At 63.7% G+C, this 26921-nt stretch carries 35 protein-coding genes and 1 riboswitch; of the genes, 12 read left to right on the top strand and 23 right to left on the bottom strand.

The genetic code is table 11. From position 1 onward, the window contains the following. The first annotated feature begins 91 nt into the window (after window positions 1–91). Window positions 92–580: a bacterioferritin gene (gene bfr / locus OWC48_RS43785; protein WP_092021671.1), complete on the top strand. Its 489-nt coding sequence runs from the start codon at window positions 92–94 to the stop codon at window positions 578–580. A gap of 196 nt (window positions 581–776) precedes the next feature. Here the strand turns inward: bfr and OWC48_RS43780 are convergent, their stop codons facing one another. Then, complete coding sequence (locus OWC48_RS43780) at window positions 777–1379, bottom strand: MSMEG_1061 family FMN-dependent PPOX-type flavoprotein (RefSeq protein WP_282525580.1); 603 nt, start codon at window positions 1377–1379, stop codon at window positions 777–779. Window positions 1380–1550: 171 nt separating this feature from the next. Between OWC48_RS43780 and OWC48_RS43775 the strand changes: the two genes are divergently transcribed. Together OWC48_RS43775 and OWC48_RS43770 are read left to right on the top strand one after the other, a co-directional pair. Then, on the top strand, window positions 1551–2987 hold the full coding sequence (locus tag OWC48_RS43775) for a S8 family serine peptidase (protein WP_282525579.1): 1437 nt from the start codon (window positions 1551–1553) through the stop codon (window positions 2985–2987). A 45-nt stretch (window positions 2988–3032) separates the two neighbouring features. Further along, on the top strand, window positions 3033–3275 hold the full coding sequence (locus OWC48_RS43770) for a hypothetical protein (protein ID WP_282525578.1): 243 nt from the start codon (window positions 3033–3035) through the stop codon (window positions 3273–3275). Between the two features lie 5 nt (window positions 3276–3280). Here the strand turns inward: OWC48_RS43770 and OWC48_RS43765 are convergent, their stop codons facing one another. Both OWC48_RS43765 and OWC48_RS43760 read right to left on the bottom strand, forming a co-directional pair. Continuing rightward, window positions 3281–3634: a hypothetical protein gene (locus tag OWC48_RS43765; RefSeq protein WP_028152315.1), complete on the bottom strand. Its 354-nt coding sequence runs from the start codon at window positions 3632–3634 to the stop codon at window positions 3281–3283. Between the two features lie 165 nt (window positions 3635–3799). Next, complete coding sequence (locus tag OWC48_RS43760; protein WP_282525577.1) at window positions 3800–4861, bottom strand: alpha/beta fold hydrolase; 1062 nt, start codon at window positions 4859–4861, stop codon at window positions 3800–3802. A 244-nt stretch (window positions 4862–5105) separates the two neighbouring features. On the opposite strand from OWC48_RS43760, the gene OWC48_RS43755 reads away from it, so the two are divergent. Together OWC48_RS43755 and OWC48_RS43750 are read left to right on the top strand one after the other, a co-directional pair. Continuing rightward, the gene (locus OWC48_RS43755) at window positions 5106–5372 is read left to right on the top strand and encodes a DUF2277 domain-containing protein (protein ID WP_282525576.1); all 267 of its coding nucleotides are present in this window, start codon (window positions 5106–5108) and stop codon (window positions 5370–5372) included. Between the two features lie 97 nt (window positions 5373–5469). After that, complete coding sequence (locus tag OWC48_RS43750; RefSeq protein ID WP_282525575.1) at window positions 5470–5709, top strand: hypothetical protein; 240 nt, start codon at window positions 5470–5472, stop codon at window positions 5707–5709. On the opposite strand, the gene OWC48_RS43745 is transcribed toward OWC48_RS43750, so the two are convergent. From OWC48_RS43745 to OWC48_RS43735, 3 genes are all read right to left on the bottom strand, one after another. Then, a complete protein-coding gene (locus OWC48_RS43745) occupies window positions 5706–6188 on the bottom strand; it encodes a collagen-like protein (protein WP_282525574.1) in 483 nt (160 codons plus the stop codon). The genes OWC48_RS43750 and OWC48_RS43745 overlap by 4 nt on opposite strands. A gap of 112 nt (window positions 6189–6300) precedes the next feature. Continuing rightward, the gene (locus OWC48_RS43740; protein ID WP_014492884.1) at window positions 6301–6549 is read right to left on the bottom strand and encodes a helix-turn-helix domain-containing protein; all 249 of its coding nucleotides are present in this window, start codon (window positions 6547–6549) and stop codon (window positions 6301–6303) included. Between the two features lie 205 nt (window positions 6550–6754). Next, entirely contained in the window at window positions 6755–7522 is a 768-nt protein-coding gene (locus OWC48_RS43735) for an SDR family NAD(P)-dependent oxidoreductase (protein ID WP_282525573.1), read from the bottom strand. Window positions 7523–7633: 111 nt separating this feature from the next. Between OWC48_RS43735 and OWC48_RS43730 the strand changes: the two genes are divergently transcribed. Next, entirely contained in the window at window positions 7634–8119 is a 486-nt protein-coding gene (locus OWC48_RS43730; RefSeq protein WP_282525572.1) for a J domain-containing protein, read from the top strand. A gap of 105 nt (window positions 8120–8224) precedes the next feature. Here OWC48_RS43730 and OWC48_RS43725 read toward each other — a convergent pair whose 3' ends face one another. The 3 genes from OWC48_RS43725 to OWC48_RS43715 all read right to left on the bottom strand — a co-directional run bounded on the left by OWC48_RS43725 (window position 8225) and on the right by OWC48_RS43715 (window position 9542). After that, window positions 8225–8476, bottom strand: a complete 252-nt coding sequence (locus OWC48_RS43725; protein WP_282525571.1) for a hypothetical protein — start codon at window positions 8474–8476, stop codon at window positions 8225–8227. A gap of 238 nt (window positions 8477–8714) precedes the next feature. After that, on the bottom strand, window positions 8715–8975 hold the full coding sequence (locus OWC48_RS43720; protein ID WP_282525570.1) for a hypothetical protein: 261 nt from the start codon (window positions 8973–8975) through the stop codon (window positions 8715–8717). Window positions 8976–9158: 183 nt separating this feature from the next. After that, window positions 9159–9542: a RidA family protein gene (locus OWC48_RS43715; RefSeq protein WP_282525569.1), complete on the bottom strand. Its 384-nt coding sequence runs from the start codon at window positions 9540–9542 to the stop codon at window positions 9159–9161. A gap of 506 nt (window positions 9543–10048) precedes the next feature. Between OWC48_RS43715 and OWC48_RS43710 the strand changes: the two genes are divergently transcribed. Continuing rightward, the gene (locus OWC48_RS43710; protein ID WP_028152303.1) at window positions 10049–10483 is read left to right on the top strand and encodes a hypothetical protein; all 435 of its coding nucleotides are present in this window, start codon (window positions 10049–10051) and stop codon (window positions 10481–10483) included. Window positions 10484–10588: 105 nt separating this feature from the next. On the opposite strand, the gene OWC48_RS43705 is transcribed toward OWC48_RS43710, so the two are convergent. From OWC48_RS43705 to OWC48_RS43695, 3 genes are all read right to left on the bottom strand, one after another. Then, window positions 10589–11281, bottom strand: a complete 693-nt coding sequence (locus tag OWC48_RS43705) for a glutathione S-transferase family protein (protein WP_282525568.1) — start codon at window positions 11279–11281, stop codon at window positions 10589–10591. Between the two features lie 11 nt (window positions 11282–11292). After that, complete coding sequence (locus OWC48_RS43700; RefSeq protein ID WP_282525567.1) at window positions 11293–11685, bottom strand: hypothetical protein; 393 nt, start codon at window positions 11683–11685, stop codon at window positions 11293–11295. Between the two features lie 193 nt (window positions 11686–11878). Then, window positions 11879–12529 (bottom strand): glutathione S-transferase family protein, encoded by a 651-nt coding sequence (locus OWC48_RS43695; protein WP_282525566.1) that lies wholly within the window; start codon window positions 12527–12529, stop codon window positions 11879–11881. Between the two features lie 254 nt (window positions 12530–12783). Here OWC48_RS43695 and OWC48_RS43690 point away from each other — a divergent pair, with 254 nt between their 5' ends. Further along, complete coding sequence (locus OWC48_RS43690) at window positions 12784–13512, top strand: SDR family oxidoreductase (RefSeq protein ID WP_282525565.1); 729 nt, start codon at window positions 12784–12786, stop codon at window positions 13510–13512. Between the two features lie 124 nt (window positions 13513–13636). Here OWC48_RS43690 and OWC48_RS43685 read toward each other — a convergent pair whose 3' ends face one another. Then, entirely contained in the window at window positions 13637–14170 is a 534-nt protein-coding gene (locus OWC48_RS43685; RefSeq protein ID WP_282525564.1) for a mismatch-specific DNA-glycosylase, read from the bottom strand. A 106-nt stretch (window positions 14171–14276) separates the two neighbouring features. On the opposite strand from OWC48_RS43685, the gene OWC48_RS43680 reads away from it, so the two are divergent. Then, complete coding sequence (locus OWC48_RS43680) at window positions 14277–15533, top strand: toll/interleukin-1 receptor domain-containing protein (RefSeq protein ID WP_282525563.1); 1257 nt, start codon at window positions 14277–14279, stop codon at window positions 15531–15533. A gap of 117 nt (window positions 15534–15650) precedes the next feature. Here the strand turns inward: OWC48_RS43680 and thiC are convergent, their stop codons facing one another. The 6 genes from thiC to OWC48_RS43650 all read right to left on the bottom strand — a co-directional run bounded on the left by thiC (window position 15651) and on the right by OWC48_RS43650 (window position 21214). Continuing rightward, window positions 15651–17549: a phosphomethylpyrimidine synthase ThiC gene (gene thiC, locus OWC48_RS43675; protein WP_282525562.1), complete on the bottom strand. Its 1899-nt coding sequence runs from the start codon at window positions 17547–17549 to the stop codon at window positions 15651–15653. A gap of 182 nt (window positions 17550–17731) precedes the next feature. Next, window positions 17732–18340: a thiamine phosphate synthase gene (locus tag OWC48_RS43670; protein WP_282525561.1), complete on the bottom strand. Its 609-nt coding sequence runs from the start codon at window positions 18338–18340 to the stop codon at window positions 17732–17734. Next, window positions 18327–19109: a thiazole synthase gene (locus tag OWC48_RS43665; protein WP_282525595.1), complete on the bottom strand. Its 783-nt coding sequence runs from the start codon at window positions 19107–19109 to the stop codon at window positions 18327–18329. The genes OWC48_RS43670 and OWC48_RS43665 overlap by 14 nt, the downstream gene beginning before the upstream one ends. A 154-nt stretch (window positions 19110–19263) precedes the next feature. Continuing rightward, the gene (gene thiS, locus OWC48_RS43660; protein WP_014492903.1) at window positions 19264–19461 is read right to left on the bottom strand and encodes a sulfur carrier protein ThiS; all 198 of its coding nucleotides are present in this window, start codon (window positions 19459–19461) and stop codon (window positions 19264–19266) included. Window positions 19462–19468: 7 nt separating this feature from the next. Further along, window positions 19469–20479 (bottom strand): FAD-dependent oxidoreductase, encoded by a 1011-nt coding sequence (locus OWC48_RS43655; protein WP_282525560.1) that lies wholly within the window; start codon window positions 20477–20479, stop codon window positions 19469–19471. Then, window positions 20467–20595: riboswitch (TPP riboswitch) on the bottom strand. It overlaps the preceding gene by 13 nt. Window positions 20596–20665: 70 nt before the next feature. Next, window positions 20666–21214, bottom strand: a complete 549-nt coding sequence (locus OWC48_RS43650; RefSeq protein ID WP_282525559.1) for a lytic transglycosylase domain-containing protein — start codon at window positions 21212–21214, stop codon at window positions 20666–20668. A 230-nt stretch (window positions 21215–21444) separates the two neighbouring features. Between OWC48_RS43650 and OWC48_RS43645 the strand changes: the two genes are divergently transcribed. Beyond that, window positions 21445–21645: a hypothetical protein gene (locus OWC48_RS43645; protein WP_282525558.1), complete on the top strand. Its 201-nt coding sequence runs from the start codon at window positions 21445–21447 to the stop codon at window positions 21643–21645. A gap of 2 nt (window positions 21646–21647) precedes the next feature. Here the strand turns inward: OWC48_RS43645 and OWC48_RS43640 are convergent, their stop codons facing one another. Together OWC48_RS43640 and OWC48_RS43635 are read right to left on the bottom strand one after the other, a co-directional pair. Next, window positions 21648–22976 carry an ATP-binding protein gene (locus OWC48_RS43640; protein WP_282525557.1) on the bottom strand — a complete coding sequence of 443 codons (1329 nt, stop codon included), beginning with the start codon at window positions 22974–22976 and terminating at the stop codon, window positions 21648–21650. Between the two features lie 13 nt (window positions 22977–22989). Then, complete coding sequence (locus OWC48_RS43635; RefSeq protein WP_282525556.1) at window positions 22990–23769, bottom strand: response regulator; 780 nt, start codon at window positions 23767–23769, stop codon at window positions 22990–22992. 180 nt (window positions 23770–23949) lie between these two features. On the opposite strand from OWC48_RS43635, the gene OWC48_RS43630 reads away from it, so the two are divergent. Next, complete coding sequence (locus OWC48_RS43630) at window positions 23950–24519, top strand: hypothetical protein (RefSeq protein WP_282525555.1); 570 nt, start codon at window positions 23950–23952, stop codon at window positions 24517–24519. 237 nt (window positions 24520–24756) lie between these two features. Further along, on the top strand, window positions 24757–25287 hold the full coding sequence (locus OWC48_RS43625) for a PRC-barrel domain-containing protein (RefSeq protein WP_282525554.1): 531 nt from the start codon (window positions 24757–24759) through the stop codon (window positions 25285–25287). Between the two features lie 6 nt (window positions 25288–25293). Here the strand turns inward: OWC48_RS43625 and OWC48_RS43620 are convergent, their stop codons facing one another. Together OWC48_RS43620 and OWC48_RS43615 are read right to left on the bottom strand one after the other, a co-directional pair. Then, window positions 25294–25458, bottom strand: a complete 165-nt coding sequence (locus tag OWC48_RS43620) for a hypothetical protein (protein WP_282525553.1) — start codon at window positions 25456–25458, stop codon at window positions 25294–25296. Then, a complete protein-coding gene (locus OWC48_RS43615; protein WP_282525552.1) occupies window positions 25455–26669 on the bottom strand; it encodes an ABC transporter substrate-binding protein in 1215 nt (404 codons plus the stop codon). The genes OWC48_RS43620 and OWC48_RS43615 overlap by 4 nt, the downstream gene beginning before the upstream one ends. Window positions 26670–26921 lie beyond the last annotated feature (252 nt).

Below are 26921 nucleotides of genomic sequence, written 5' to 3'. Positions count from 1 at the left end.
CTCCGTAGCCGGTTGCCCTCGTCCTTAAACTGACTTAGAAGCGTTCTAAAGTCGGTTAGGGCCGATTTGGACGCAAGATTTGGAGTGCATCATGCAGGGCGACGCAAAAGTCATCGACTATCTCAACAAGGCGCTGCGCCACGAGCTGACTGCAATCAACCAATACTGGCTGCACTACCGCTTCCTCGACAATTGGGGCCTGCGGGACATGGCCAAGGTCTGGCGCAAGGAGTCCATCGAGGAGATGGAGCACGCCGACAAGCTCACTGAGCGGATCCTGTTCTTCGACGGCTTCCCGAACATGCAGGTGCTCGACCCGTTGCGCATCGGCCAGAACGTCAAGGAGATCATCGAGTGCGATCTCGCCGCCGAGATGAGCGCGCGGGCGCTCTACCAGGAGGCCGCCGGCTATTGCAACAGCGCCAAGGACTACGTCACGCGCGACCTGTTCGAGAAGCTGATGAGCGACGAGGAGCACCACATCGATTTCCTCGAAACCCAGCTTGACCTGATCGGCCGCATCGGTCTCGAACTCTACACCCAGAAGCACGTCGGCGGGCTTGAGGGCGAGGGGCACTAAGCTCCGGCGTTAGCCGCATACTCGGTGTCGTCCCCCCTAGTGCGCAATTGCGCACGGGGCGCGGGGACCCATAACCACAGGGAGTAATTGCGGCGCGAGCTGGTAACTCCGAGTCTTCGCCAAACCATTTCCTGTGGCTATGGGTCCCGGATCTGCGCTTCGCTTGTCCGGGACGACACTGTGGTTGGTGCCAGAGCTACAGCTGCGTCTTGTAGCGCTCCTCGACGATCTCCTGGCTCTCCGGCTCCCCCAGGCCGGTCTGGTCGTGAATGACCTGGCCGATGCTCGGCATCACCGACCGCTGCACCTTCTCCGGTGACCACAGCTTCGAGCGCATCAGCGCCTTGCCGCAGTGGAAATAGACTTCGCTGACCGCGACGTTCAGCACCGCGCGCGGAGGCTTGCCGAATTCCACCATCGATGCGAGCAGATCCGGATCGGCCGAGAGCGTGCCGCGTCCGCCGACGCGCAGCGTCTCGTCGATGCCGGGGACGAAGAACAACAGATGCACGAAGCCCGAGCCTTCGACGACGTTGCGAAAACTGTCGATCCGGTTGTTGCCGGAACGGTCGGGCATCAGCAATTGGTTGGGGCCGCCGACATGGACGAAGCCAACCCCTCCGCCGCGCGGCGATGCATCGACGCTGCCGTCGACGCCTGACGTTGCAAGCACGCAGAACGGCGACATCTCGATGAATTTCTTCGCATGCGCATCGATCGCGGGACGGGCCTTTGCGATCACGCGCGGGCTCGGTTTCGCATAGATGGTGGCGAGGTCTTCGGCGCAAAGATCGGTCACGAAGGTCTCCCTGATTGAGGGGCGCAGGATAGCATTCTCCGGCTCGGCCGCTATCCCCCGAAATAGCAAGTGCGGCCCGGCGTAGCCACGGCATGGCGCAGGTGGCGTAGGCCAGAAATTTCGCTTATAACGGGTGTCGTATTTTGTTGCTTTTCAAGCAAGGAATTCGTCATGGCCCCAACGCAGGCAATGCGGGTCGCGGGCGATCGGCCGCGCCGTCGCAAGCATGTCCCGGGACAATTGATCGTTCGGTTGAAGCCGGCCGCTGTCCGGCAGATCGCGGCAGCCTCGCTTCAGGCGACAACGTCACGCGCGCTGATGGCTGCGATGCCCGACGACGTCAGAGGTCCGATTGATTTCCTGCGCGACAATTTCGGACTTCAATCGATGAAGCCGCTGTTCGTGGTCGGCGGCGATGAGGCAGCCGCGCAGCCCCAGGCGATGGCTTTGGCCGCGGTTCATCGCTCGCTAGCACGCTCCGCAACGGCGCCGCCGCGGGAGGCGCTGGCCGGATTTCAGATCGTGCAGTTGAAGGACGGGAAGGTCGATGCGGGAGTCCTGAAGCGCCTGCGTGCTTCCAGGGCGGTGGATCTGGTCGAGCCCGTTCCCAACCGGTGGCTCAGTGCCGCCGCCGATCCCATGAAGATCCGGCAGTGGGGGCTTCGCGCCATCAGATGGTTCGATCGACGGCGGCCAGGCGCGGGGCGGGTTCATGTCGCTGTGCTCGATAGCGGTGTCGACGCCGGACATCCCGATCTCGTAGACGCGATCGAGGACTACAGGCACGACGGCAACGGAGCGCGTGATTTTCTCGGTCATGGCACGCATGTCAGCGGCACGATCGCGGCCGTGGTCAATAATTCGGTCGGTATCGCAGGCCTGGCCAATTGCCGGTTGCACTGCTGGAAGGTGTTCGACGATCCCAGGCGGGCAGGCGACGACGAGAATTTCAACTTCGATTTCTACAGCAAGGCGCTCGCGGCCGCGCTCGATTCCAACATCAAGGTCATCAACCTCAGCATCGGCGGCGAGGACCATTCAAAGACGGAAGCGACGGCCTTCGCCGAACTGATCAATGCCGGCGTCGTCATCTCCACCGCGATGGGGAACGAGTTCGAGGACGGCAATCCGAAGGAGTATCCGGCGGGCTACGCGGACACGATCGGAGTTGGCGCCGTCGACGAGTCCCATCGGCGCGCCTCGTTCTCGAATACGGGGAAGCACATCAAGCTGGTCGCGCCGGGTGTCAACATCCTGTCGACGGTGCCCCGGGTGAAGGCAAGCTTCGCCGACCATACCAGCTACGATTCCTGGCCCGGGACGTCGATGGCAACACCGCATGTGACCGGTGCCGCTGCGCTCGTCTACATCAACAAGCCGAAATCCAAGGCGGCCGGGCTTGCGGTTGCAAAGCGTCTGATCGCGACTGCGATCAAACTGCCGGCGATGCGGGGACGGGATTTTACCTCGGAGTACGGCGCCGGCCTGCTGGATGTTGCCGCTGCGCTCGGCCGCGCGAAGCTGGCCAAGAAATCGGGCAGGAAAACTGCCAAGAAAACTGCCAAGAAAACATCTAAAGCGAAGCCAGCGAGAAAGGGACAAAAATAGATTCTGCGACCTTGATCGGGCGCCGCGAGCGGCTAGCTTTGCATCATGTCCGTGCAATTCAAATTCCACGACCATGTCGATCAGCGCCGGCGGCGCAAGATCATCAAGACGCTCGGCGATGCCGGCTATGCCGCCGAGAGCCTGTTTCCGGGACAGAAGCGGCAAAGCCTCGCCGCGATCTTCACCGTCGCCGAGGCCGACGCCAAATCCGTTCGTGCCGCGCTCGACGATTTCGGCGATGACATCGAATATGTCGAGGCCTCGCCCAGGCGAGACCTCAAGGCCTGAATGGCCTACACCGCATCGGCCGGCACGAAGCAACTGATGATGATGGCGCCGCGGTGGTGAACGTACCACACAACGGCCTGGCCGACCGGATTGCCGCGATCGCGGATGATGGCGCGCTCGGGCACCTCCATCCACTGTCCCTCGATCGGTACCCAATAGGTGCCGCCTCGCACGTCGTAGTCGGTGCGATGGCCGTCGGAGATGTCGCAGCAGGGCACGCCGTTCGGCGCGATCACGCTCTTGAACCAGGCGCGGATGTCGGGCGGCACATGGTCGTATTGGCCGTTGTCGAACGCGAACGCGGCGCTCGTCTGCGCCATCGTCGCGGCCAGCCAAACGCACAGCGCGAGCCTGTGCATGCGAACTCCTCCCTGCGTCGCGCGCCGACTGCGCGCGATCGCGTCGCGTTCGATTCGTATCCTTGATGCGATTAAGCCTGAGCTGTGAGCGCAATGCATGCTCAAATAATATGCGGCGTGAGAGTTGCCGCACATGATGCGTTGCGATATGAGCGGTCTGCCGCGCTACATCGTCCGCTGCGGCGCGGTTTGCAGTAATTGCCTGATCTGCTCGACGTAGAATTTCGCGTTGCCGGTGGTGCCGTGGCCGCGCGTCTCGGTGCTCGCGGGGATCAGATACAGCTTGCCGTTCTTGACCCGCTTCATCGCGGCGTCCGTGATGCCGGTCTCCGGCGGGTTGCGCTCGTCGTCGGCGGAATTGATCAGCAGCAGCGTCGCCTCGATCTGCTCGAGCTTGTCGCCGGCATTGTAGTCTTGCGAGGAGCCCCACTGGTAGAGGAAGTCATTGGCATCGGACGTGATCGGTGTCGCCAGCCGCTCATCGACGATCTTGTCGGCCTTCGCCGCGGACGGCGCCTGTTGCTGATAGGCGAGCGTGCCGCCGATGCTGGCGATGCCGTAGGCGGTGATGGCGTATTTCATCACGCGCGGCTGGCTGGTGTAATTGCCGCCATTATAGTTGGGATCGTTGCGGATGGTGTCGAGCATGATCCGCCGCATCATCCAGTTGCGTGAGGCCATCTCGGTCGGCTGCGAGGCCATCGGCACCAGTGCGTCCATCTCCTGCGGATATTTCTCGCCCCACAGCCACGTTTGCATGCCGCCCATCGAATTGCCGATCACGAGCCGCAGATGCTTGACGCCGAGGCCCTCCTTCACGAGGCGATGCTGCGCCTCGACCATGTCGTCGTAATTGTATGTCGGGAAGCCCGTCTTCATGCCGTCCGACGGTTTTGACGATTTGCCGTGGCCGATCGCGTCGGGGAGGATGATGTAATATTTGGATGCGTCGAGCGGCTGTCCCGCGCCGAACAGCTCGCCGGCGAAGGCGGGCGACAGCATGCTCGCGCCCGAGCCGCCGGTGCCGTGCAGCACCAGCACGGGCTGGCCAGAGGGCTCGCCGACAGTGGTGTAGTGCAGCTTCAATTCCGGCATGGTCTCGCCGGTGTGGAACTTGAAATCCTTGGCGATCCAGTCGCCTTGCTTCGGTGCTGGATAATCGGCGGCCATAGCCGGCATTGCGATGGACAGCAGGATGGCCGCTAGCGCCGCGCAAGACGTTTTCATGTTTCTGTCCCCATGCGGCTCATGGTCGGCGGCCGCGTTGGAGCGATCTTATCAGCTGGTCACGGAGGATCGAGACCGGACCCATCATCGCCCCCCGAAAAACATTCCCCGATGGTGCGGCGCGCAAGGGGAATAGTCGCGGACCAGATATGGCTGATCCTGCCTATGACACGGCTGCTTCCGGGATGTAGGATTTCGGCCTCGCCGATCGTCCTCAGGGGAACACCGCTACTGGAGAGCCTGCATGTGCCGCAACATCAAGACGCTGTTCAACTTCGAGCCGCCCGCGACGGAGGACGAGATCCACGCCAGTGCGCTCCAGTTCGTGCGCAAGCTTTCCGGTTTCAACAAGCCGTCGCAGGCCAATGAAGAGGCCTTCGAGCTGGCGGTCGCGGAAGTGTCGGAGGCCGCGCGAAAGCTCCTGGCTTCGCTGCACACCCATGCGCCGGCGCGGGACCGTGAGATCGAGGCGGAGAAGGCCAAGGAGCGTTCGCGGCTGCGGTTCGGTTAGCCGGTCTCCTGCGTCCGTTCCGTGATCTGGCTCACGGTGAGAGCGGCCTCAAATTGCAATGATGTGCGCCGGGGTTTTGACAGCCCGGAGCACGACCATGAGCCGCCCCCTTATTCCTCTCAGAGCAGGTGCCGTCACCTTCACCGTGCTGTGGACCGCATGGATGATGTGGTGGAGCGGCTCCTACAGCAGCGTCAACCTCGTCATCCTGACGCTGCTCGGGACGCTGGTCGGCTATCTCTGGTACCGCGCCATGCGCTGGCAGTTCGAGCGCATGGGCATGCTGCCGCGCAAGGACGAGTCCTCCGGGGCACCGAAGCAACTTCCGCCCGCCTAGTCCTTGTGGCCGTGCTTCTTCTTTTTCTTCTTCTTCCTGTGATCGTCGCCTTCGCCGTCGTCGGCATCGTCATCGACGATCGCCTCGTCAACCTCATGCACGGCGGCTTCCAGCGCCTCGCGCTCGGCGGCTTCGCGCTCGCGCTGGCGGCGGCGCTCGTCCCAGGCGTCGAAGAGTTGATCGAGCCACGGCAGCACCTGCTCGATTGACGGCAGCTGGCCGGGCGGTCCGGCCTCGCCGCGTGGGCCTTGCGGCCCCGCCGGCCCGGCCGCGCCCCGCGCGCCGGCTTCGCCTGGCTTGCCCGGCAGGCCGGCCTTGCCCTGCGCGCCGGCCTTTCCAGCCGCCCCGGGCTTGCCCTGCGGTCCCGGCTTGCCACGCGCGCCGTCCGGCCCCCGCTTGCCGGGATGCCCCTGCGGTCCCGGCCGTCCCGGCTCGCCCTGCCGCCCACGCGGCCCCTGCCGTCCCTGATCGTCTGCCACGCCACTACTCCCTCTAAGGAAGCAAGCTACTTAGCGGCGTTTGACGACAGCAGCAATTCCGCCGGCGCCTTGCGCCGGGCTTGATCAACACCAATCGTGCCCGCGTCGCGTGCTAGTCGTGATACGCGGGCACGTCGATGCCGGACGCCGCATAGATCCTGATCTTGTTGCGCAACGTGCGCACCGACAGGCCGAGCACGCGCGATGCGCGCGTGCGGTTGCCGTCGCAGCGTGCGAGCGTTTGGAGCACGAGCTCGCGCTCGACTTCGTCGACGGTCGCGCCGATCAACAGCGGAACGATTTCGTTAGGGGCAAGAAATTGCGCGCCCGGATCGGACGCAGCGACATGAACAGTGGTCATCAACACACCTCCCGATCAACGCCCGCTTCCATCTTTGGAAGCGATCGAGAACCAACGGCCCCCTAGCCGTAGATCTACGGTGGGCGGGTTTGGTTAACGAGTGGTTAATCGCGGGCGATCGCACCAATTGACCTTGGGATTGCCGCGAAGGTGCCGCGATTGGCACGGGATGCATAGCGATGCGGACCGATTTTGCGCGCCCCGCTCACACCGTCCGGTACCCGCCGTCCACCATCACGATCGTCCCCGTGACATAGGCCGACAGGTCCGACGCCAGGAAGATCGCGGGGCCCACGATGTCCTCGGGCTTGCCGGTGCGCGCCAGCGGGGTGTGATCGACGAAGGCCTGCACCAGCGCCGGATTGGTCGCGCGCACGTTGGCGTTGATGTTGGTCTCGATGAAGCCCGGCCCGATCGCATTGACGCGCACGCCTTCCTTGCCGAGCTCGACCGCAAGCGCCTTGGTGAAGCCGAGCACGCCGTGCTTCGAGGTCGTATACGCCGCCGAGCTCGGCGTGCGCAGATGCACGAAGGACTGGATCGAGCCGATATTGACGATGCGGCCCTTGGCGGCCCGCAGCGGCGCGAGGAACGCCTGCGTCACGTTGAAGACGCCGTTGAGGTTGAGCGAGATGATGTCGTTCCAGTCCTTCGCCACCGTCTCCGTGTCCGCGGTGAAGGCGTTGCGGCGGGTGATGCCGGCATTGTTGACGAGGATCGAGACCTGCCCGACCTTGTCGGCGACCTGGCTGGCGAGCGCAAAGCAGTCGTCACGCTTCGTCACATCGAGCGCAAAGCTCTCGGCCTTGCCGCCGGCCTTGCGGATCTCCTGCGCGGCCTCCGCGACCGTGTCGGCGTTGACGTCGAGCAGCACCACTTGCGCGCCCTCGCGGGCGTAGCCGACCGCGATCGCCCGGCCGATGCCGGATCCGGCGCCCGTGACGACGGCTATGTGGTTTGCGAGCAATGCCATGACAATTTCCTCCCGGATTCGTTTCGAAGTTTCATGAAAGGCTAACTCGAAATTAAGGGGGCGGAAACGGCCGGCTTGGCATACTGATCCTCATTGCTAAACGTTGCGCGCATGATGGGACGGCTTGAAGTCTGGAAACTCGCTCTCGAACGCCTGCGGTCGGCGCAGCCGGCCGACTGGGCCGAGGCGGGCCGGCTCGTGGCCGAGATCGTGCGCATGAGCACGGATGCCACGCTGCGCCAGGCAGCCGAGCAGGCGCTTCCGGTGCTGCGCCAGGCCGTGGACAATGACGATCACAGCGTCACGCTGGCAGCCCAGCGTCGCGTCGGCGTGATCCTCGAGGTCGTTCATGATCTCACCGCGCCGCGCTTCGGCCGCCGCAACGCCATGCCGAAGCAGCTCTCCAGCGAAGATCGTGCCCGCAGGATGCTTGGCCTGCCGCTTGCCGTGCAGCTCACCTGCGACGACATCAACCAGGCCTACCGCCGCGCCGCCAAGGGCAAGCATCCCGACCAGGGTGGCAGCGCGCAGGCCTTCATCGACCTCGCCGCCGCGCGCGACATCCTGATCCATCCAGGTGCGCACAAGGACGCGTGAGCGCGCGCTGTCGCTTGCGCCTCGGCGGTCCGCTCTGTGCACACAAAAAAGAGCGGGCAAGGACGCATCGCGCCATTGCCCGCTCGTCATCCGCCGATCGAAGTTTTACCAGGTGCACTGGCCGTTCTTCAACGCGTGATCCTTCAGCACGAGTGCGTCGACGAAGGTCGGCACGGTCGCGCTGACGCGGGCAAAGTCGGAGGGCCATGGTGCGGTCGGGATGCTCTCGTCCCAGATCTGGCAGAAGCCGGTGTCCTGCCAGCGGATCAGGTGATAGCTGGCTTCGGCAGGGCTCGCGGCGACGAAGGCAGTGACGGCAACACCGGCAGCAGCGCACAGCACGGAAATACGACGCATGATCAGCTCCTCGAATGAAAGATGTGATGCACCTCCCGACAATGACGGGAGGGATGGTGTGGGGCGCTTTTGGGGATGCGCCCCGGACAAGATGTGAGTAGTTCCGCCGGCGGATCAGGTTCAAAGCGTGCGCGCAGGAAATGCGTCATTTGAGCCGGAAAACTAGCGCACGCCTGCAAAGGAAAAGGGCGGGTCGCTCGCGCGGCCCGCCCTCAAAATCAAATTCGTCGCGTGACGCTCAGAGCGTGCAGCGGCGCTCCGAGCGCAGCTTGATCTGGAGATCCGAAGCCGCGGTGAAGGTCGGGAGCGGCTTGCTGACGATCTTGTAGGTCGACGCGCCCCACTGGAACGGCTTGTACTTCAGGTCCTCGTTCCAGACCTGGCAGATGCCGGTGTTGTCCCAGCGGATCACGTAATAGCCGACCGCCGCCGAAGCCGGCACGGCAAACGCGGAGGTGGCGATGCCGGCAACGGCACAGAGGGCGAGAACGCGACGCATAGAAAATCTCCTTGTGGGGATGTGTGACCCGAAAATCCGTGCGGTAAAAGGCGACCCTTTGCAAGCCGAGGGGCAGCCGTTTCACGGATATGTCAGAGCGAGCCGCGCACTTGGTTCGGCCGAGTGCCCGGCAAGACACATACGCCAAGACACACGCGACAAGACACACGCGCTAAACGTCGCTCACTTCGCCAGCGATGCAATTGCCTCGATCTCGATCAGCATTTTCGGGTCGGGCAGCGCCTGCACCACGCAGGTGGTGCGCGCCGGGTAGGGCGGCGGGCCGAACGCGCCGGCATAGAGTGCGTTCATCGCGGCGACGTCGGAAGCGCGCGTGAGCAGCACGTTGACCTTGACGAGATCGCGGACCGTCGCGCCGGCTTCGTCCAGCACGCGCTTGATGTTGACGGCGACGTTGGCGAACTGCGCCTCGAAACCGTCCGGCAACGCGCCATTGCCGTCGAAGCCGGGAATGCCGGACACGAACAGGAGATCGCCGACACGCGTGGCAAAGGACAGCGGCGGCGCCTTGACGTGCGGCGGGGGTGCGAAATGCTGGATCGGCATGGGATCACCTCGGATGAAACGGTTGCGTCGCCCGCGTGAGCGTAGCGACATGCGGGGGAGTTGCAATCGGCATTGGGCAAGGCGGGCAAAACAAAAACGCGAAAACAACCCCATGCACAGTAGAAATCGTGAGTGCTTTGAATTCGGTATAGCCGAATAATTTCACTTGCTCCGTCGGGCAAAACAGGGGCATGATGGCATCATGGCGGTGGTGCTCGTTTGCGCGGACTCTTCCTTCGCCTCGCCCCGCTTGCGGGGAGAGGCCGACGCGCTCGGCAGCGCACTTGCGCGCCTAAGCGCGGCGGGTGAGGGGGACTCTCGCGAGTCCAACTCCTACCGCTTATGCCGAAGCAGCCCCTCACCCCAACCCTCTCCCCGTAAGAACGGGGCGAGGGAGCGCACCGCGCCGGCCTCACGCTCCATCATGTTGCCGCCGCGATCCATCGGATACATTCGCTGCATCTGATTCGAATCCTCCCTTGAAAAATAGCCCCCGGAGACGCCCCATGAAGCTCGCCACCACCTTCCGCGCCGCGCTGGTCGCCATTGCCGCTCTGGCCGGCCTTTCGACCTCGGCGATGGCCGACGGCGGCACCGTGGTGCTGACGATCTACAAGGCGGGCTGGATCATCGGCGGTTCGGGCGGCTCGGGCGTGCTGAACTTCCGCGGCCGCTCCTATGGGCTCTCGACCGGCGGGCTCGACTACGGCCTCGTCTTCGGCGGCTCCAAGACCGTGCTGCGCGGCCGGGTCTCCAACATCAACCGTCCCTCCGACGTCGCCGGCGTCTATGGTGCGGCCGGTGCCGGCCTTGCCGTCGGCCGCGGCGCCCGCGCCATCGTGCTGACCAACCAGAAGGGCGCGGTGCTTGAGCTGTCGGGCTACCAGACCGGCCTGATGGCGAACGCGGATCTGAGCGGGCTCGCGATCACGATGCGGTAGGGCAGGCTGCATCAGCGTCGTCATTGCGAGCGTAGCGAAGCAATCCAGGCCGTCGCCGCGGAAAGATTCTGGATTGCTTCGCTACGCTCGCAATGACGGAGCGGATTACGCGCTCACCGCCGCATGAATCCTCTCGCAATGCGCGACGAGATTCTTGTGCGCATCGACAAAGGCCTTCAGCGGCGTCGGGATCGGAAAATAATAGATGTTGGCGATGAAGCCGTAGATGCCGGCATCACAGCTGGTCGGCGCCGCGCCGTGGACGAAGCCCGCGGCGGGAACGATCTCCGCCAGCACTTCCAGATCGGCCAGGCCCCGCGTGTAGGCCTGCTCGGGCGTGTAGCGGCCGATGCCCTGGAAATAATAGCGCTGCGAATTATACGCCTTCGCCTTTTCCAGTCCCTCGGCATCGAGTTGCGGATGCTGCGCGATGAAGGCGTCGCGGAACGCCGGATAGAAGCGATCGTCCTTCCAGCGCGAATACGACATCACCCAGTAGAGATCGTCCAGCATGCGGGTGACGAGATGATTGGTCCGCCGTGCATCCTGCGACAGTGCGGCATCGATGCCCAGGTGATATTTGGCGATCGCATGCGCAATGATGGTCTCGCTGTCGCCGATGGTCTCGCCGTCGTCGACGACGTAAGGCAGCTGCCCGCGCGGCGCGGCAGAGGCATCGAAGAGATGCTCGTGGACGAACGGCACACCTGCGAGCTTCAGGAACGCGTAGACCTTGAGGCCGTAGCCGTTGTTGTCGGCGACGCCGAACAGTTTTGGGTAGGAATAGAGGGTCAGCATGGTTGCTCCCTTCAGCGCGATGGCACCTTGGCGTGTTGCTCGGTCGTGGCCGCTTGCGCGGCCTTGCTGGCGCGGATCATCAGGAATGCGCCGGAAGAGCCAGGCAGCCTCCAGCGCCCATCGATTTCGGTCGCCTCGGCGTTCACCGTGCCTTCGTAATGGACTATGTCGAAGCCGTAGCCGGGCGGCTCGTAGCGTTTGACGAACGAGACCGCGTTGCCGGAGCGCTGACCCGCGATCGAGGCGTTGTGGGTTCGCAGCGGGCAACGCGGGTTCGAGCAGGGCTCGGTCACGCTTCCGCCGAGCGCGCCGCCGGTTTCGACCAGAGTTGCGGTGAAGGTGACCATTCCGGTGCCCGGTTGAATGTAGCTGCCATCCCAGACGCCGGAAAGATCGTCGCTCATGGCGGTGCCTTCCTGGAATGATGCGGGCCGGTTGATATCAGGCTCTTCCACTTCAAGTCGTATCGCCGGAGCGACGGGCTGGCAACAGTCCTGCGCATTGTGCGTAGCGTCATTCGATCGGAGGACGCCCGGCGTCGCCCGCTCGAGGTATGAATTCGGGATGATGTACCCGCTTCGGTGAGAGGCGCGGCCTCTATTTTCCGGTCGATGCGGCGGTGAACACCGCTAGCTGCGCATCGAACGCCCGCCGGAACGCAGGCCGTGCTTCGCCGCGGGCGACGTAGGCTGAGAGGTCGGGATATTCCTCCAGCAGGCGAGACGTGTTCAACCGGCGCAGCACCGTCACCATCATGAGATCGCCGGCGCTGAACGCACCGTCGAGCCACTCGGCCTCGCCGAGGCGATGGGACAATTCGCCGAGCCTGGTCCGGACGCGATCCTTCAGGACCGGCAGGCGCTCCTCGTACCAGCTCTTGTCGCGCTCGAACAGCATCGTCATCCCGAACTCGACGATCGGCGGCTCCAGCGTGTTGAGCGCGGCGAACATCCATGCGATCGCGCGGCTCCGCGCATTCGCATCCTTTGGCAACAATCCATCATGGCGTTCGGCGATGTGGAGCACGATCGCGCCCGACTCGAACAGAGCGAGGTCGCCGTCCTCATAGGTCGGAATCTGCCCGAACGGATGCAGCGCGAGATGGGCGGGTTGCTTCATCGCCGCGAACGACACGAGGCGGACATCGTAGGACTGGCCCACCTCCTCCAGCGCCCAGCGGACCCGCATGTCGCGGGCCTGTCCCTTGCCGCGGTCGGGCGAGTTTTCGAAGGCAGTGATGGTGGGCATCTGGCGGCTCCGGGGTGATGGCGCTTTGTTTCCAGAGGACGAACGACGGGTGCGGATCCCGACACCCTATCTCGCCTTCTCGCAGGGTGGGCAAAGGCGCGCTCTTCGCGCCGTGCCCACCGTTCCTCCGGATTTGTGAAGAGATGGTGGGCACGGCGCAAGCGCGCCTTTGCCCACCCACCAAAGCCAGCTATCCGCATCGCCAATTCGCCTTGCATCGCTATACTGCCGACCATCAGCAGGATGGTGACCCCATGGGAAACGAATTGGAAGGCAAGGTTGCTGCCGTGACCGGAGCCGCGTCGGGCATCGGGTTGGCGAGCGCCGTCGCCATGCTGGCCGCGGGCGCGCGCGTGGTGATGGTCGACCGCGACGAGGCCGCGCTGAAGGCGCTCGGCAACAAGCATGGCGACGCCGTGATCCCGCTGGTCGTCGACCTCCTGGATCCCGGGGATTGCGCATCGTTGCTGCCGCGCGTCCTGGAGAAGGCAAGCCAGCTCGACATCCTGCACGCGAATGCGGGCACCTATGTCGGTGGCGATCTGGTCGATGCCGACAATATGGCCATCGACCGGATGCTGAACCTGAACGTCAACGTCGTGATGAAGAACGTGCACGACGTGCTGCCGCACATGATCGCGCGCCGGAGCGGCGACATCATCGTCACGAGTTCGCTGGCGGCGCATTTTCCGACGCCGTGGGAGCCGGTCTATGCGTCGTCCAAATGGGCGATCAACTGCTTCGTCCAGACGGTGCGGCGCCAGGTCTTCAAGCACGGCATTCGCGTCGGCTCGATCTCGCCCGGCCCGGTCGTCACCTCACTGCTCGCGGACTGGCCGCCCGAAAAGCTGAAGCAAGCCAGGGAAACGGGCAGCCTGCTGGAGGCCAGTGACGTGGCTGAGGTGGTGATGTTCATGCTGACGCGGCCGCGCGGCATGACCATCCGCGACGTGGTCATGCTGCCGACCAATTTCGATCTCTAAGGCGGCCTGCGTGGGGTGACGGTGCGAACTCCTCATGGTGAGGAGGCGCGAAGCGCCGTCTCGAACCATGCGGGCCCGTATCTCGCCCGCGGCCATCCTTCGAGACGACCGCTTCGCGATCTCCTCAGAATGAGGTCGGTGGGCGTTGAACGTCCTGCAAAGCGATCCACGCCGCAAGCTCGCGCCACGGCTCCAGCGTCCAATGCCCGGATGCAGCGCCGGAGGGCGAGGGCAGCACGAAAATCTCCGGCAATCCTGCATCGCGCGGCTGCCGCCTCAGCGCGATCCCGCTCGACGGCCTCCCGTAAAACAAGCTCGCGGCCTTCTTGCTCGTGAACGCAATCGCCTTCGGCCGATATTTTTCGATCTTGGCCCTGAACCCCGGCACGTCGATCGTCTCAGCCGCGATCTGGTGATCCATCCCGGCGCCCGACTTGGAGAGATCGGTGAAGCCGATCCCGAGCTCGATCAGCGCGGCAAACTCGCCCGGCTGATACCGCCGCTGCGTGATCCCGGCCTCATGGATCGCGCGCCAGAAGCGGTTGCCGGGATGAGCGTAGTAGTGCCCGAGTTCAGCCGAGCGCGTGCTGGCGGCGGTGCCGACGAAGACGAGGCGGAGGTTGGGACGGAGTTGGTCGGGGAGGCGGGGTGCGGTCACAGATTTATACTCGCCAAGGGTGTATAACGCTTTTATCTGTTGATAGCGTCTTGTAAGCTAAGCTCATTGTGCATTTATAAAATCAGATCGATCTTGGAGAGAAAATGTGGCCAAGCTTCATGACGCGTTCATAAGTCACGCAAGCGAGGACAAGTCGAGCTTTGTTCGTCCATTAGCGGAATTCTTAAAAACTGCGGGGGTCAGTGTTTGGTACGACGAATTCGCGTTGAAGGCGGGTGATAGTTTGTCGCGATCAATAGACAAAGGGTTGGCTGGAAGTAAATTCGGAATCGTGGTTCTGTCGGAAGCGTTCTTTAAAAAGCGCTGGACTGAGTATGAGCTAAGTGGGCTAGTTGCAAAGGAAATAAACGGAAGAAAGACGATCATTCCGGTTTGGTTCAACATAACTAAGCGCGACGTTCTAAAGTTCAGTCCGACGCTTGCGGACAAATTTGCTCTTACCGCGGATAATAAGTCCATTGAATCGATCGGATTCAAGATAATCGAGTTAGTGAAGCCTGATCTGTTTGCGAGGGTCCATCAGCGTTTAGCTACAATGGAGTACGGTCGATCTGGGCGTGCCGTTGATCTAGATCCGAAGGTCGTCAAGCAGGCTCCGATTCGACACGGTAAGCTTTCGACAGAGCTTACTTCTCGAATTCGATTGATTCGGGCGGCGCTCCTCGATGTCTATCCGTTGCCGATGGAGGCTTGGGTTGATGGATTTCGGAGGGATACTACTCCCGAGACTGAAGTCGCAATTTGGGAGCGCCTCGCGTCCGTCTATCTTGAGTATAGCTATGGCAAGCCAAAGTCTGCTCGGAAAAACTTATACGACCAAGTGTTCCGAGTCGTCGCCTTTGGTAAATCGGACGGAATTCCAGATGATCTTTTGGAGAGAGCTTCACGCGCTTTGCCGATAGAGGGAAAAGAGCGAGAGCGATATTCGGCTCGCTCGTACAATGTCCTTGCGTCAAGTGAGGAGGAGGCCGCGTTCGGTAGTGTCACCAAGGTGACCGAAGGGGTCCCGATTGATGTTGTGAAAAGATTGCGTATCGACGAGCTCAACATGCAGCTCGAAACGACCGGGCACGTTGCTATCGATGTCTCTGAGATACAAAATGAGGCAGTTCGCAGGATTATGGCTGAGGCCGGTGCGATCTTAGGGAACGACAAAAGAACAGGAGCGCAAGCTATCTTCTATGGACTGGATACACTGAGGCAGTTTAGTCAAGTAAACGAGAATGTACGCTTTCCTCGACCGGTAGTTGAAGTTTCGTACGATAGCGCTGGTGATCAATTGGAGTACCTTGTTGCGGCCGTAACCATCCTAAAGGGTGGTTGCTGTTATGACCGCAGCTGAATTTATCTAGTTAAGGATTGGGCGGGAAATGCCTTGCACGCGACAGAAAGGCCGGGCTCTAGCCCGGCCTTTCGTTTGAAGTGTCTAATACTTGCTGGGTAAGGCTCCGCATCTCCCTCACAACACCCGATTGCTCTCCTTCACCTTCTCCGCATCCAGATAAACGCTGCTCCCCATCTCCTTGAACTTCTCGCTCATCCTGGCCATGCCGTCCTCGGCAGTCCCGCTCATCGACATGCCGACGCTGTTCGGATCGTTCAACGTCGCCGCATAATCCCGCACGTCCTGGGTGATCTTCATCGAACAGAACTTCGGCCCGCACATCGAGCAGAAATGCGCGACCTTGTGGGCTTCCTTCGGCAGGGTCTCGTCGTGGAAGTTCTTGGCGGTATCCGGGTCGAGGCCGAGGTTGAACTGGTCGCTCCAGCGGAAGTCGAAACGGGCGCGGGAGAGGGCGTCGTCGCGCAATTGGGCTGCGGGGTGGCCCTTGGCGAGGTCGGAGGCGTGGGCGGCGATCTTGTAGGTGATGACGCCCACCTTGACGTCGTTACGATCAGGCAGGCCGAGATGCTCCTTCGGCGTGACGTAGCAGAGCATGGCGCAGCCGAACCAGCCGATCATGGCCGCACCGATGCCTGAGGTGATGTGGTCATAGCCCGGCGCGATGTCGGTGGTCAGGGGCCCGAGGGTGTAGAACGGCGCTTCGCCGCACTCCTTGAGCTGCTTGTCCATGTTGATCTTGATCTTGTGCATCGGCACGTGGCCGGGGCCTTCGATCATGACCTGGCAACCCTTGTCCCACGCGATCTTGGTGAGCTCGCCGAGCGTCTCGAGTTCGGCGAACTGCGCGCGGTCGTTTGCGTCTGCGATCGAGCCGGGACGCAGGCCGTCGCCGAGCGAGAACGAGACGTCATATTTGCGCATGAGGTCGCAGATCTCGTCGAAATGCGTGTAGAGGAAGCTCTCCTTGTGATGCGCTAGGCACCACTTCGCCATGATCGAGCCGCCGCGCGAGACGATGCCGGTGACGCGGTTGGCGGTGAGGTGGATGTAGGACAGGCGAACGCCGGCGTGGATCGTGAAATAGTCGACGCCCTGCTCGCACTGCTCGATCAGCGTGTCCTTGTAGAGCTCCCAGGTCAGCTTGACGGGATCGCCTTCGCACTTCTCCAGCGCCTGGTAGATCGGCACGGTGCCGATCGGGATCGGCGCGTTGCGCAGAATCCATTCCCGGGTGGTGTGGATGTTGCGGCCGGTGGAGAGGTCCATCACGGTGTCGGCGCCCCAGCGGATCGCCCACACCATCTTGTCGACTTCCTCTTCCACCGACGACGTCACGGCGGAGTTGCCGATATTGGCGTTGATCTTGGTGAGGAAGTTGCGGCCGATGATCATCGGCTCCAACTCAGCGTGGTTGATGTTGCAGGGGATGATGGCGCGGCCGCGCGCGATCTCGCTGCGGACGAACTCCGGCGTGATGAAGGCTGGGACTTCGGCGCCGAAGCTCTCGCCGTCGGCGAGCGCGGCTTCCGCGCGACCGAGCTGCTTTTTGCGGCCGAGATTTTCGCGCTCAGCGACGTAGATCATCTCCTTCGTGATGATGCCGGCGCGGGCGAATTCGAGCTGGGTGATCTTGTGGCCGTCGAGGCCGCGTAGCGGCTTGTGGTGAGCGGTGAAGGCCTTTGCGGCATGCGAGGCGCCGACGTTGCCATTGTCCTCCGGCTTGATATCGCGGCCCTGATACTCCTCGACGCCGCCTCGCTCCTTGACCCAGGCGAGACGGTTGCGCGACAGGCCGGCGTTGACGTCGATGGTGACGGTCGGGTCGGTGTAGGGGCCCGAGGTGTCATAGACCGGCAGGTTCGGCTCGCCGGCGCCTTCGGAGAGGATGATTTCGCGCAGCGGCACGCGCATGTCGGGCGCAGCGTCCGGAGACGCGAAGATCTTTCGCGACGAGGGCAGCGGGCCGGTGGTGACGGCGGGGACGGTCTTGTCGGGATTGGAGCGGATGTTCATGGGATCCTCCGGTTAAGTCGTGTGTGTCGCTGTGCGATAGGCAAATGGCGCTGTCATCCCCGCGAAGGCGGGGATCCAGTATTCCAGAGGCCGCAGTGGGATACGGAGAGGCTGCGGCGTACTGGATCGCCCGGTCAAGCCGGGCGATGACAGTGGAGTGTGGGGTGAGAGCGGAGCGTGCATCATGCGGCCTCCGCAGGTAGGCCGAGCCACTGCCGCACCCGCGCGTCCGGGTCGGCGTTTTGGGTGACGTCGCTGACGACGGCGATGGAGTCGGCGCCGGCGGCAAAAATCTCCGCGGCGTGCTCGAATTTGATGCCGCCGATCGCGACCAGCGGGATGCTGCCGATCCGCTTCTTCCATTCCGTGATTTTCGGAATGCCCTGCGGTTCGAAGCGCATCGATTTGAGCGTGGTGAAGAAGATCGGACCGAGCGCGACGTAGTCGGGTTCTGCGGCGAGCGCGGTCTCAAGCTCCGCGTCGTCATGGGTGGAGATGCCGAGCGACAGGCCGGCCTCGCGGATGGCTTGGAGGTCCGCATCGGCAAGGTCTTCCTGACCGAGATGCAGATACTTTGCGCCGGCGACGACAGCCGCGCGCCAGTAGTCGTTCACGACCAGCTTGGCCTGTGTGTCCTTCGTGATCGCCAGCGCATCGGTGACGATCTGGAGCGCGTCGGCGTCGTTGAGGTCTTTCGCGCGCAGCTGGATGGTGCCGACGCCGAGCTTGGTCAGGCGTTCGACCCATTTGAGACTGTCGACGACGGGGTAGAAACGATCAGGATACGGCATGCCAGAACGGAGTCCCAACGACAGGGGTGGAAGGGGAAGCGAAGTCGCGGGCGTTCATCAGCCCGGCTTCGTAGGCGGTGCGGCCGGCATCACAGCCGAGACGGAAGGCATTGGCCATCGCGACGGGATCGGCGGCTTTCGCGATGGCGGTGTTGAGCAGCACGGCGTCGTAGCCGAGCTCGAGCGCCTCGGCCGCATGCGACGGCGCGCCGATGCCGGCGTCGACCACCAGCGTGATATCGGGCAGCCGCTCGCGCAGCAGTTTGAGCGCATCGCGGTTGGTGATGCCCTTCGCGCTGCCGATCGGCGCGGCCCAGGGCATGACGACCTTGCAGCCGGCATCGACCAGGCGGTTCGCGACCGAGAGGTCCTCGGTGCAATAGGGGAACACCTCAAAGCCGTCCTTGATCAGGATGGTGGCGGCCTCGACCAGGCCGACGACGTCGGGCTGCAGCGTGTCGTTGTCGGCGATCACTTCCAGCTTGATCCAGGACGTGCCGAACAATTCGCGCGCGAGCTTTGCGGTGGTCACGGCTTCGCGCACGCTGCGGCAGCCGGCGGTGTTCGGCAGCACGCTGACGTCGAGCTCGCGGATCAGATTCCAGAACGCGTCCCCGGTCTTGCCGCCGGCGGCTTCGCGGCGCAGCGACACCGTGACGATGTTCGAGCCGGAGGCACGGATCGCCGCCTGCATGATCGCAGGCGAGGGATAGAGCGCGCTGCCGATCAGCAGACGGGAGGCGAAGGTTTTGCCGTAGAAGGTCACCATGTCCAAGGTGTCTCCTTAGAGGACGCTGTCATCCCCGCGAAAGCGGGGATCCAGTACGCCGCGGCGGCGCGGCTGGAAGCGAGAAGCCGCGGCGTACTGGATCGCCCGATCAAGCCGGGCGATGACAGCGGAGTGTTTGGCGAGAGCAGCATTTTCACCCTCCCTGCCGCGGCGTGATGATCTCGATCTCGTCGCCGGCTTTCAGTGCCGTCTCGGCCCAGCGGCTCTTCGGCACGACGTCGTAATTGAGCGCGATCGCGAAATGGGTGCCTTCGTAGTCGAGCTCGCTGAGCAGCGCGTCCACGCTGGCCGAGTTCACCTCGCGCTGCTCGCCGTTGACGATCACAAGCATTGGACGATCACGCGCATTGCATCACCTCATTGTCGATCTGGCCGCGCTGGACGTATTGCAGCGTCAGCTCGGCGAGCGCCGGCGCGATAAGGAAGCCGTGACGGTAGAGGCCGTTGACGCTGATCTGGCCGCCACGAATGCCGATGCGCGGCAGATTGTCGGGGAAAGCGGGGCGCAAGCCCGAGCCGAATTCGACGATCCGCGCCTCGCCGAAGGCCGGATGCACGGCATAGGCCGCACCCAGCAGCTCCAGCGCCGAGCGCACGCTGACGCCGGTGTCCTCGGCCTCGATCGAGGTCGCGCCCAGCATGAACAGATTGTCCTCGCGCGGGATCACGTAGAGCGGCCAGCGCGGATGGATCAGCCGCACCGGGCGCGCCAGCCGCACCTCGCCGGTCTCGATCAGGATCATCTCGCCCTTGACGCCGCGAAGCTCCGGCTGCTCGTCGCGCGCACCAAGGCCGCGGCAGTCGATCACGATGCCGTCGAGCTCGGCGGCGCTGACGTCGCTGGAAAACTTGATGGTGCCGCCGGCGGCGCGGATGCGCTCGTGCAGCTTCGGCAGCACGCGGCGCGGCTCGACATGGCCCTCGGTCGGGAAGAACAGCGCGTCGCGGAAGCGGCCTTCCAGCGACGGCTCGAGCTCGGCAAGGCCGGTCGCATCGAGCCGGCGGTGGCCTTCGGTCATCCGCGCAAAACGCTCGAAATCGTTGCGCTCGCGCGGGTGGGCGACGACGAGCGAGCCGTTGAAGGGGGTGTCCGGCAGCTCGCGCCGCCAGATGTCCAGGGAGCGCTGGCCGAGCCTGGAGATGATGGGTTCGGCGACCTCCGCCTCGCACCAGGGCGCGAGCATCCCGCCGGCCCAATGGCTGGTGGAATCGGTCATCGCGGCGTCACCGCGCTCGTGTAGCGTTACGGCATGGCCGGCCTGCGCGAACAACAGCGCCTGCCAGGCACCTGCAATGCCTGCGCCGATGATGGATACCGGGGAATCCGGTCGATTGGTGGTCTGCAACATCCCTGTCCCTTCGCCGGCATGACCCGGATCAGGTTCAAAGGGTCACCGCGGTCCTGGGCCTTCTGACCCATTTAGCGGTATCTCAGCTCCTCCTCGGAGCACCCCTCGGAACGGCTCTAATGTAGGCCAGTGACGGCCTGTGTCAACGCATGTTCCCGGGAACCCCGCTGTCGGGGACACGAGAGGCTACTTCAAGGCCTGTGCCCGCGCATTGCGGACGCGCTGGGCCAGCTTCTTATGCGGCGCCGTCCCGAACATCGGCTGCGGATTGCCGTTCGGCTCGAGCCAGACGTTGCCCATATTGGTGTCGCCCATATTGGCGACCTGTACGGCCTCCTGACGCTGCCGCTTTGCAACGTAGTAATAGCCGCCCGCGAAATAACGCACGGCTCGGGCGTGGTCGCCATTGGCGGCGCGATAGGCGCCGGCGAGGTATTTGACGGCGTAGGTGAGGTTCGTGTTGGGATCGCGCAGGCCGGCGGCGTCGCCGGTGTAGCCGACCCCGCGGGCGGTCGCGAGCTTGATCTGCATCAGGCCGATGGTGCCGCCGCGGCCGATCAGGCCGGGCTGATAGCGGCTCTCGCGCATGATGACGCGATGCACCAGCGCTTCCGGCACGCCGTTGGCGCGGGCATGGGCAGCGACCATCTCGACATATTCGGCTTCGCCCGCGAATGCGCCCTGCGGCAACATCAGTCCGGCCGCAGCGAGCATGGCAATACGCAAAATTTTCATTGAATTATTCCTCGGCAGAACGGACCTGCACCCGTGCGCGTTAGGCCGTGGGAACACGGCGATGATGTGGCGAAACGCCGCCAGCGGCGATTTTCGCCGGGCCGTCGTTTTTACGACTCAAACCCAGGTTAGGATTGCAGTTGGCGGTGTGCGTTACGCGACAGCAGGTCTGTCCGTTCGTGCGTTCGCCCAAAAATCGCTATTCAAAACCAGCATTCGGGAGGACGTCCATGACCCGAGCAAACATCGGCGACATCCCCAAGCAGAACCCCTGCGCGCAATGTGGGGCACCGATCCCGTCTCCGGACTGGATCGAGCCGGGCGAAGGCCGCGTTTCCTATCTCTGGAAATGCCACGCCTGCGGCTACCGCTTCGAGGCGGTGGCGATCTTCGATGAGCACGCGATCGAGCATCCGCCGCTCGCCGCCTGAGCTTACGCCGCCACCCGCGGCTGCTGCCACACCGGCAACTGCATCCGCACGATCAACCCGTGCGGCGCGCGGTCGTGCAACGACAGCTCGCCGCCATGAGCGATCGCGATCGCGCGCGCGATCGACAGGCCGAGCCCGAAGCCGGTGTGCTCGTCCATGGTGCGCGCGTCGTCGCCGCGCGCGAACGGCTCCAGCATCTCCTGCTTGCGCGTATCCGAGATGCCGGGGCCGTCGTCCTCGACGTCGATGACGAGCCTGGTGCCTGATACGTCGAGGCGGATCGTCACTTCGGCCCCGAAGCGCACCGCGTTCTCGACGAGGTTGGTGACGCCGCGGTGCAGATCGTCGGGCCGCGCGGCGGCCGTCGCCGAAGCGGGACCGTCATAGCGCACGACATGGCCCATGTCGCCGAACTGGTCGGCGATGAGCTGGAGCGTGCTCGCGATGTCGACCAGCGTCACCGCCTCGATCTTGCGGTCGTTGCGCAGCAGCGACAACACGGATTCCAGCATCGAGCGCATCTGGTCGAGGTCGATCAGCATGCGCCTGCGGTTGCCCTCGTCCTCGATGAACTCGGCGCGCAGGCGCAGCCGGGTGATCGGCGTTCGCAGGTCGTGGCTGATCGCCGCCAGCATCCGGGTGCGATCCGACATCAGCCGCGCGATCCGCTCATGCATGCGGTTGAGCGCGCGCGCGACCGAGCGGATCTCCTCCGGGCCGCGCTCGGGCAGCGGATCGGCCGCCCCGTCCAGGCTGAAATTCTCGGCGGCCCTGGCAAACGAGGACAGCGGCGCGGCCAGCGCATAGGCCGCCCACAGGCCGAGCATCGTGACGCTGATCAGCGCGAACAGCAGCGTCATCATCCAGGGGCCGCCCCAGAACCGCGGCGGATGCGGGCCCTGCTCGACGCGGCCTGCGATCACGCTGCCGTCGGGAAGCTCGACCGCGACGCGGCGCACGCCGAAATTCGGGGCCAACGCGACCACCTTGTACTGATGGCCGAGATGCCGGCGGACGTTGCGCAGATGCGGGCCGCCGCTGTCCTCGGCGACGGAGAAGGTCCCCGGCGCGAGGAACTCGATGCCGGCATTCGGAAACGCACGCACGATATTGGCGAGGATGCGCGGCCGCTCGCTCGCATCCGTGCCGTTGAGCAGCAGGGCCGCGTCCGCGAGCTGATGGGCAGCGTCGGGCGGCGGCTCGGCCCGGTCCGGCCGGCTGATCAGGAAGCTCGCGGTGAGGATCAGATGCAGCGCGACGATCGACGCCACCACCAGCGCGGCGATCTGCCCGCCGATGCTTTTGAGGTGGAAGAAGCGGAACGGCGTCATGACGACCGCCCCACTAACTGCTCAGGGTCGCCGCGACCGCTTCATTGCCAGCTGCTTCAGTCCCGGCCGCTTCAGTCCTGGCCGCTTCAGTTCTGGGCGTGAACAGATAGCCGCCGGAGCGCACCGTCTTGATGATGGTGGGATCGGCCGGATTGGGCTCGATCTTGCGGCGGATGCGGCTGACCAGCACGTCGATCGAGCGCTCGAACGAGCCGGTGTTGCGCCCTTGCGTGAGGTCGAGCAGGCTGTCGCGCGACAGCACGCGACCGGGCCGCTCGCAGAACGTCCGCAGGAGATCGAACTCGGCGCTGGTCACCGCGACGCGCGCGCCTTCCGGATTGCGCAATTCGCGCAGGCGCAGATCGATACGCCAGCCCTCGAAGGCCAGCGTGGAGGCACCCTCGATCGAGCTTGCTGCCTGGGCTGCGGCCTGGCGGCGCAGCACCGCGTTGATGCGCGCGAGCAGCTCGCGCGGGTTGAAGGGCTTTGGCAGATAGTCGTCCGCGCCCATCTCGAGGCCGACGATGCGATCGACGTCCTCGCCGCGCGCGGTCAGCATGATGATCGGCGTCTGCGCCTCCGAGCGTACCTTGCGGCACAGGCTCAGGCCGTCTTCGCCGGGCAGCATGACGTCGAGGATGATGAGGTCGACCCGGTGATCGGCCAAGGCACGCGACATCTCCCGGCCATCGCTCACGGCGGTGACGTTGCAGGCGTTGTTGCGCAGGTACTTTGCAATCAACGTCCGGGTTTCGCGGTCGTCCTCGACGACCAGGATGTTGGGATTGGCCATGCGCTTTGTTTGTCCAAGATTCGGGCCAAATGGCGAAGATTTTTGTTTCGGATTGTTTCTGCCCGTCCGGGCGCAACAGCAGGCAATACCCGGGCAGGGAAGCAACAAGGTCTCGTTAAGGGCGCTAACCATACCGTGGCGGTGTCGCTTACGAAACCCCGCAAAAGCCACGGAGCCATCATGACCTCGATTTCGGCGGCCTCCGCCGGTCACTACCAGTCGCCGCTGCAGCGGCTTCAGCAGGAATTGCAATCGGACGTTTCCGACGGCACGATCTCGTCATCGGACCAGTCGGCGCTCTCGACGGCGCTGACCGATATCGACACGGCCTTGCAGTCGAGCCGATCCAGCGATCAGTCGAGTGGCACGCGTCCCTCCAAGGACGACGTGAAGTCGAAGATCGACGATCTCATCGCCAACGAAGTGTCGAACGGGACGCTGACCTCGGACCAGGCGGACAAGTTGAAGAACGTGTTCCAGTCCGCCTTCGCCAAGGGGCCCGGCGGCGCCGGTGGTCCCGGTGGTGCGGGCGGACCGCCGCCCGGCCCGCCGCCGGATGACAGCTCGTCGGAATCGTCCGCGACGGACTCGACCAGCAGCACGTCGACCGACTCAACCACGGCGGACATTCTCCAGCAATTCCTCCAAGCGCTCCAGCAGTCGCAATCTTCGAGCGCGTCCTACGGCGCCAACGGCAGCTCATTCGGCGGTTCGGATTTCTCCGCACTCCTGATCGACTTCAAGAGCTGACCTGAGCGACGCAGGTCGGCGCGTTCCTCGCCGCGATCGTGCTTGACTCAGGGCGCATGATCGTCGGCGGGGAACTGTGCATCCGGAACGTTCCCCATCAAACGTTCCTCAGTGACGCAGGAACTTTCATCGCAGCGCAACGCCATCACCGCGCAACGAAATTACCGCAGCAAAGGAACTGCGGATGATGGCCGCTGTTCTCTCCGCATAAGCTTTCTGCTGAAGGAGAGGACAACAATGTTGATGAAATCGATCGCCGCCGGCCTTGCCGGCACCGCACTGCTTGCGACCGTTGCGTTCGCGCAGAACCCGACCGCCACCACCGACAAGGCGGCGCCCGCGGCCACCACCACCACGACGATGACGACCGCGTCGGGCGAGTGGCGTGCCTCGAAGATGGCGGGCCTGAAGATCTACAACGATGCAAACGAGAACATTGGCTCGATCAACGACCTACTGATGGACAAGAGCGGTAACGTCAAGATCGCCGTGATCGGCGTCGGCGGCTTTCTCGGAATGGGTGAGCATCTGGTCGCCGTCCCCTACGAGAAGCTGAAGTTCGTCAACGAGGCCGTGGCCTATACCGGCACGGGCGCGAAGCCTGCGGCGACCACGACCACCGGCGCTGCGACCGGCACCGAGAAGACCACCACGACGACGACGGCTACGACCGCCTCGTCCACGTCGAAATGGTATCCGGACCACGCCGTGTTCAACGCCAGCAAAGACGAGCTGAAGAACATGCCCGAGTTCAAGTACTCGGAGTAATGCTGCTCACGTGACGGCCGAAACGAAGCGCGCCCGGTTTTCACCGGGCGCGCTGTCGTGTCTTTCCTTCGTCATTGCGAGGAGCGAAGCGACGAAGCAATCCAGAGCTATCTCCGTGGACGCATTTCTGGATTGCTTCGCTTCGCTCGCAATGACGAAGAGCGCGATCAATTCCCCTTCACCAGCGGGCAGCCGCCCTTGTCGAGCGGACGGAAAGCCTCGTCGCCGGGGACGGTGGCGATCAGCTTGTAGAGGTCCCACTCGCCCTTTGACTCCTCCGGCTTCTTCACCTCGAACAGATACATGTCGTGCACCATGCGACCGTCGATACGGATCTTGCCGTTCCTGGCGAAGAAGTCGTTGACCGGCGTTTTGCGCATCTGCTCCATCACCTTCGGCGCCTCGTCGGTCTTGATGGCCTCGATCGCCTTCAGATAGTGCATGGTCGCCGAGTACAGACCGGCCTGGATCATCGTCGGCATGTGACCGACCTTCTCGTTGAACCGCTTCGAGAAGGCGCGCGTCTCCTCGTTCATGTCCCAGTAGAACGCGTCGGTGACAATCAGGCCTTGCGTCGCCTTGATGCCGAGCGAATGCGTGTCGGTGATCTCCTGGAGCAGCGCGATCATCTTCTGGCCGCCCTGAACGAGTCCGAACTCGGCGGCCTGCTTCAGCGCGTTGGTGGTATCGCCGCCGGCATTCGCCAGCGCGACCACCTTGGCCTTGGAGGCCTGGGCCTGGAGCAGGAAAGACGAGAAGTCCGAGGAGTTGAGAGGATGGCGGACCTCGCCGAGCACCTTGCCGCCGCTCTCCTTGACCACGTTGGCGGCGTCGCGCTGCAGCGCCATGCCGAAGGCGTAGTCGGCGGTGACGAAGAACCAGGTGTCCTCGCCGCGCTTCACCATCGCCTTGCCGGCAACGTTCGACAGCGCATAGGTGTCGTAGGTCCAGTGTACCGTGTTGGGCGAGCAGGCGACGCCGGTGATGTCGGACGAGCCGCCGCCGGAATTGATGTTGATCTTGTTCTTCTCGCGCGTCAGCGCCGAGATCGGCAGCGCCACCGAGGATGTCGGCACGTCGAAGATCGCATCGACCTTGTCGTTGTCGTACCAGTTGCGGGCGATGTTGACGCCGACGTCGGGCTTGTTCTGGTGATCGGCAGCGACCACCTGCACCGGCTTGCCGGCGACCTTGGCGCCGTAATCGGCAACCGCCATCTCGACGGCGGCGAGCGAGCCCTTGCCGGTCGCGTCCGCATAGAGGCTCGACATGTCCGTGAGCACGCCGATCTTGACGACATCGTCGGAGACCTGCGCCTGCGCGGCGCCTGATGTGGCAGCGAGAGCGAGACCGGCCGCGACGGCGGCGATGAGTTTCTGCATATGTTTCTCCCTGTGTTGTTGTTTGGGTTTTGTTACGGGGACTCTTCTAGCGACAATCGGTCGCGGCAGCTAAGCCAAAGATGCGTGAGGGGACGGCGAATATGCAGAGCGCGGCGGTGCTGTTGCCCTCTCCCCTTGTGGGCCTGTTGCGTAATTCGTCAATTGTGATTCCCTCGGGCAAAGCCTTGGAGGGTAGCGATGGCGGTTAAGCAGACGGGACAGCCGAGCTTTGTGGAAGCGCTGATGCCGAAG

Source organism: Bradyrhizobium sp. Arg816 (assembly GCF_029989365.1).
GTDB lineage: Bacteria > Pseudomonadota > Alphaproteobacteria > Rhizobiales > Xanthobacteraceae > Bradyrhizobium.
This window is presented reverse-complemented; position numbering and strand designations above follow the sequence as displayed.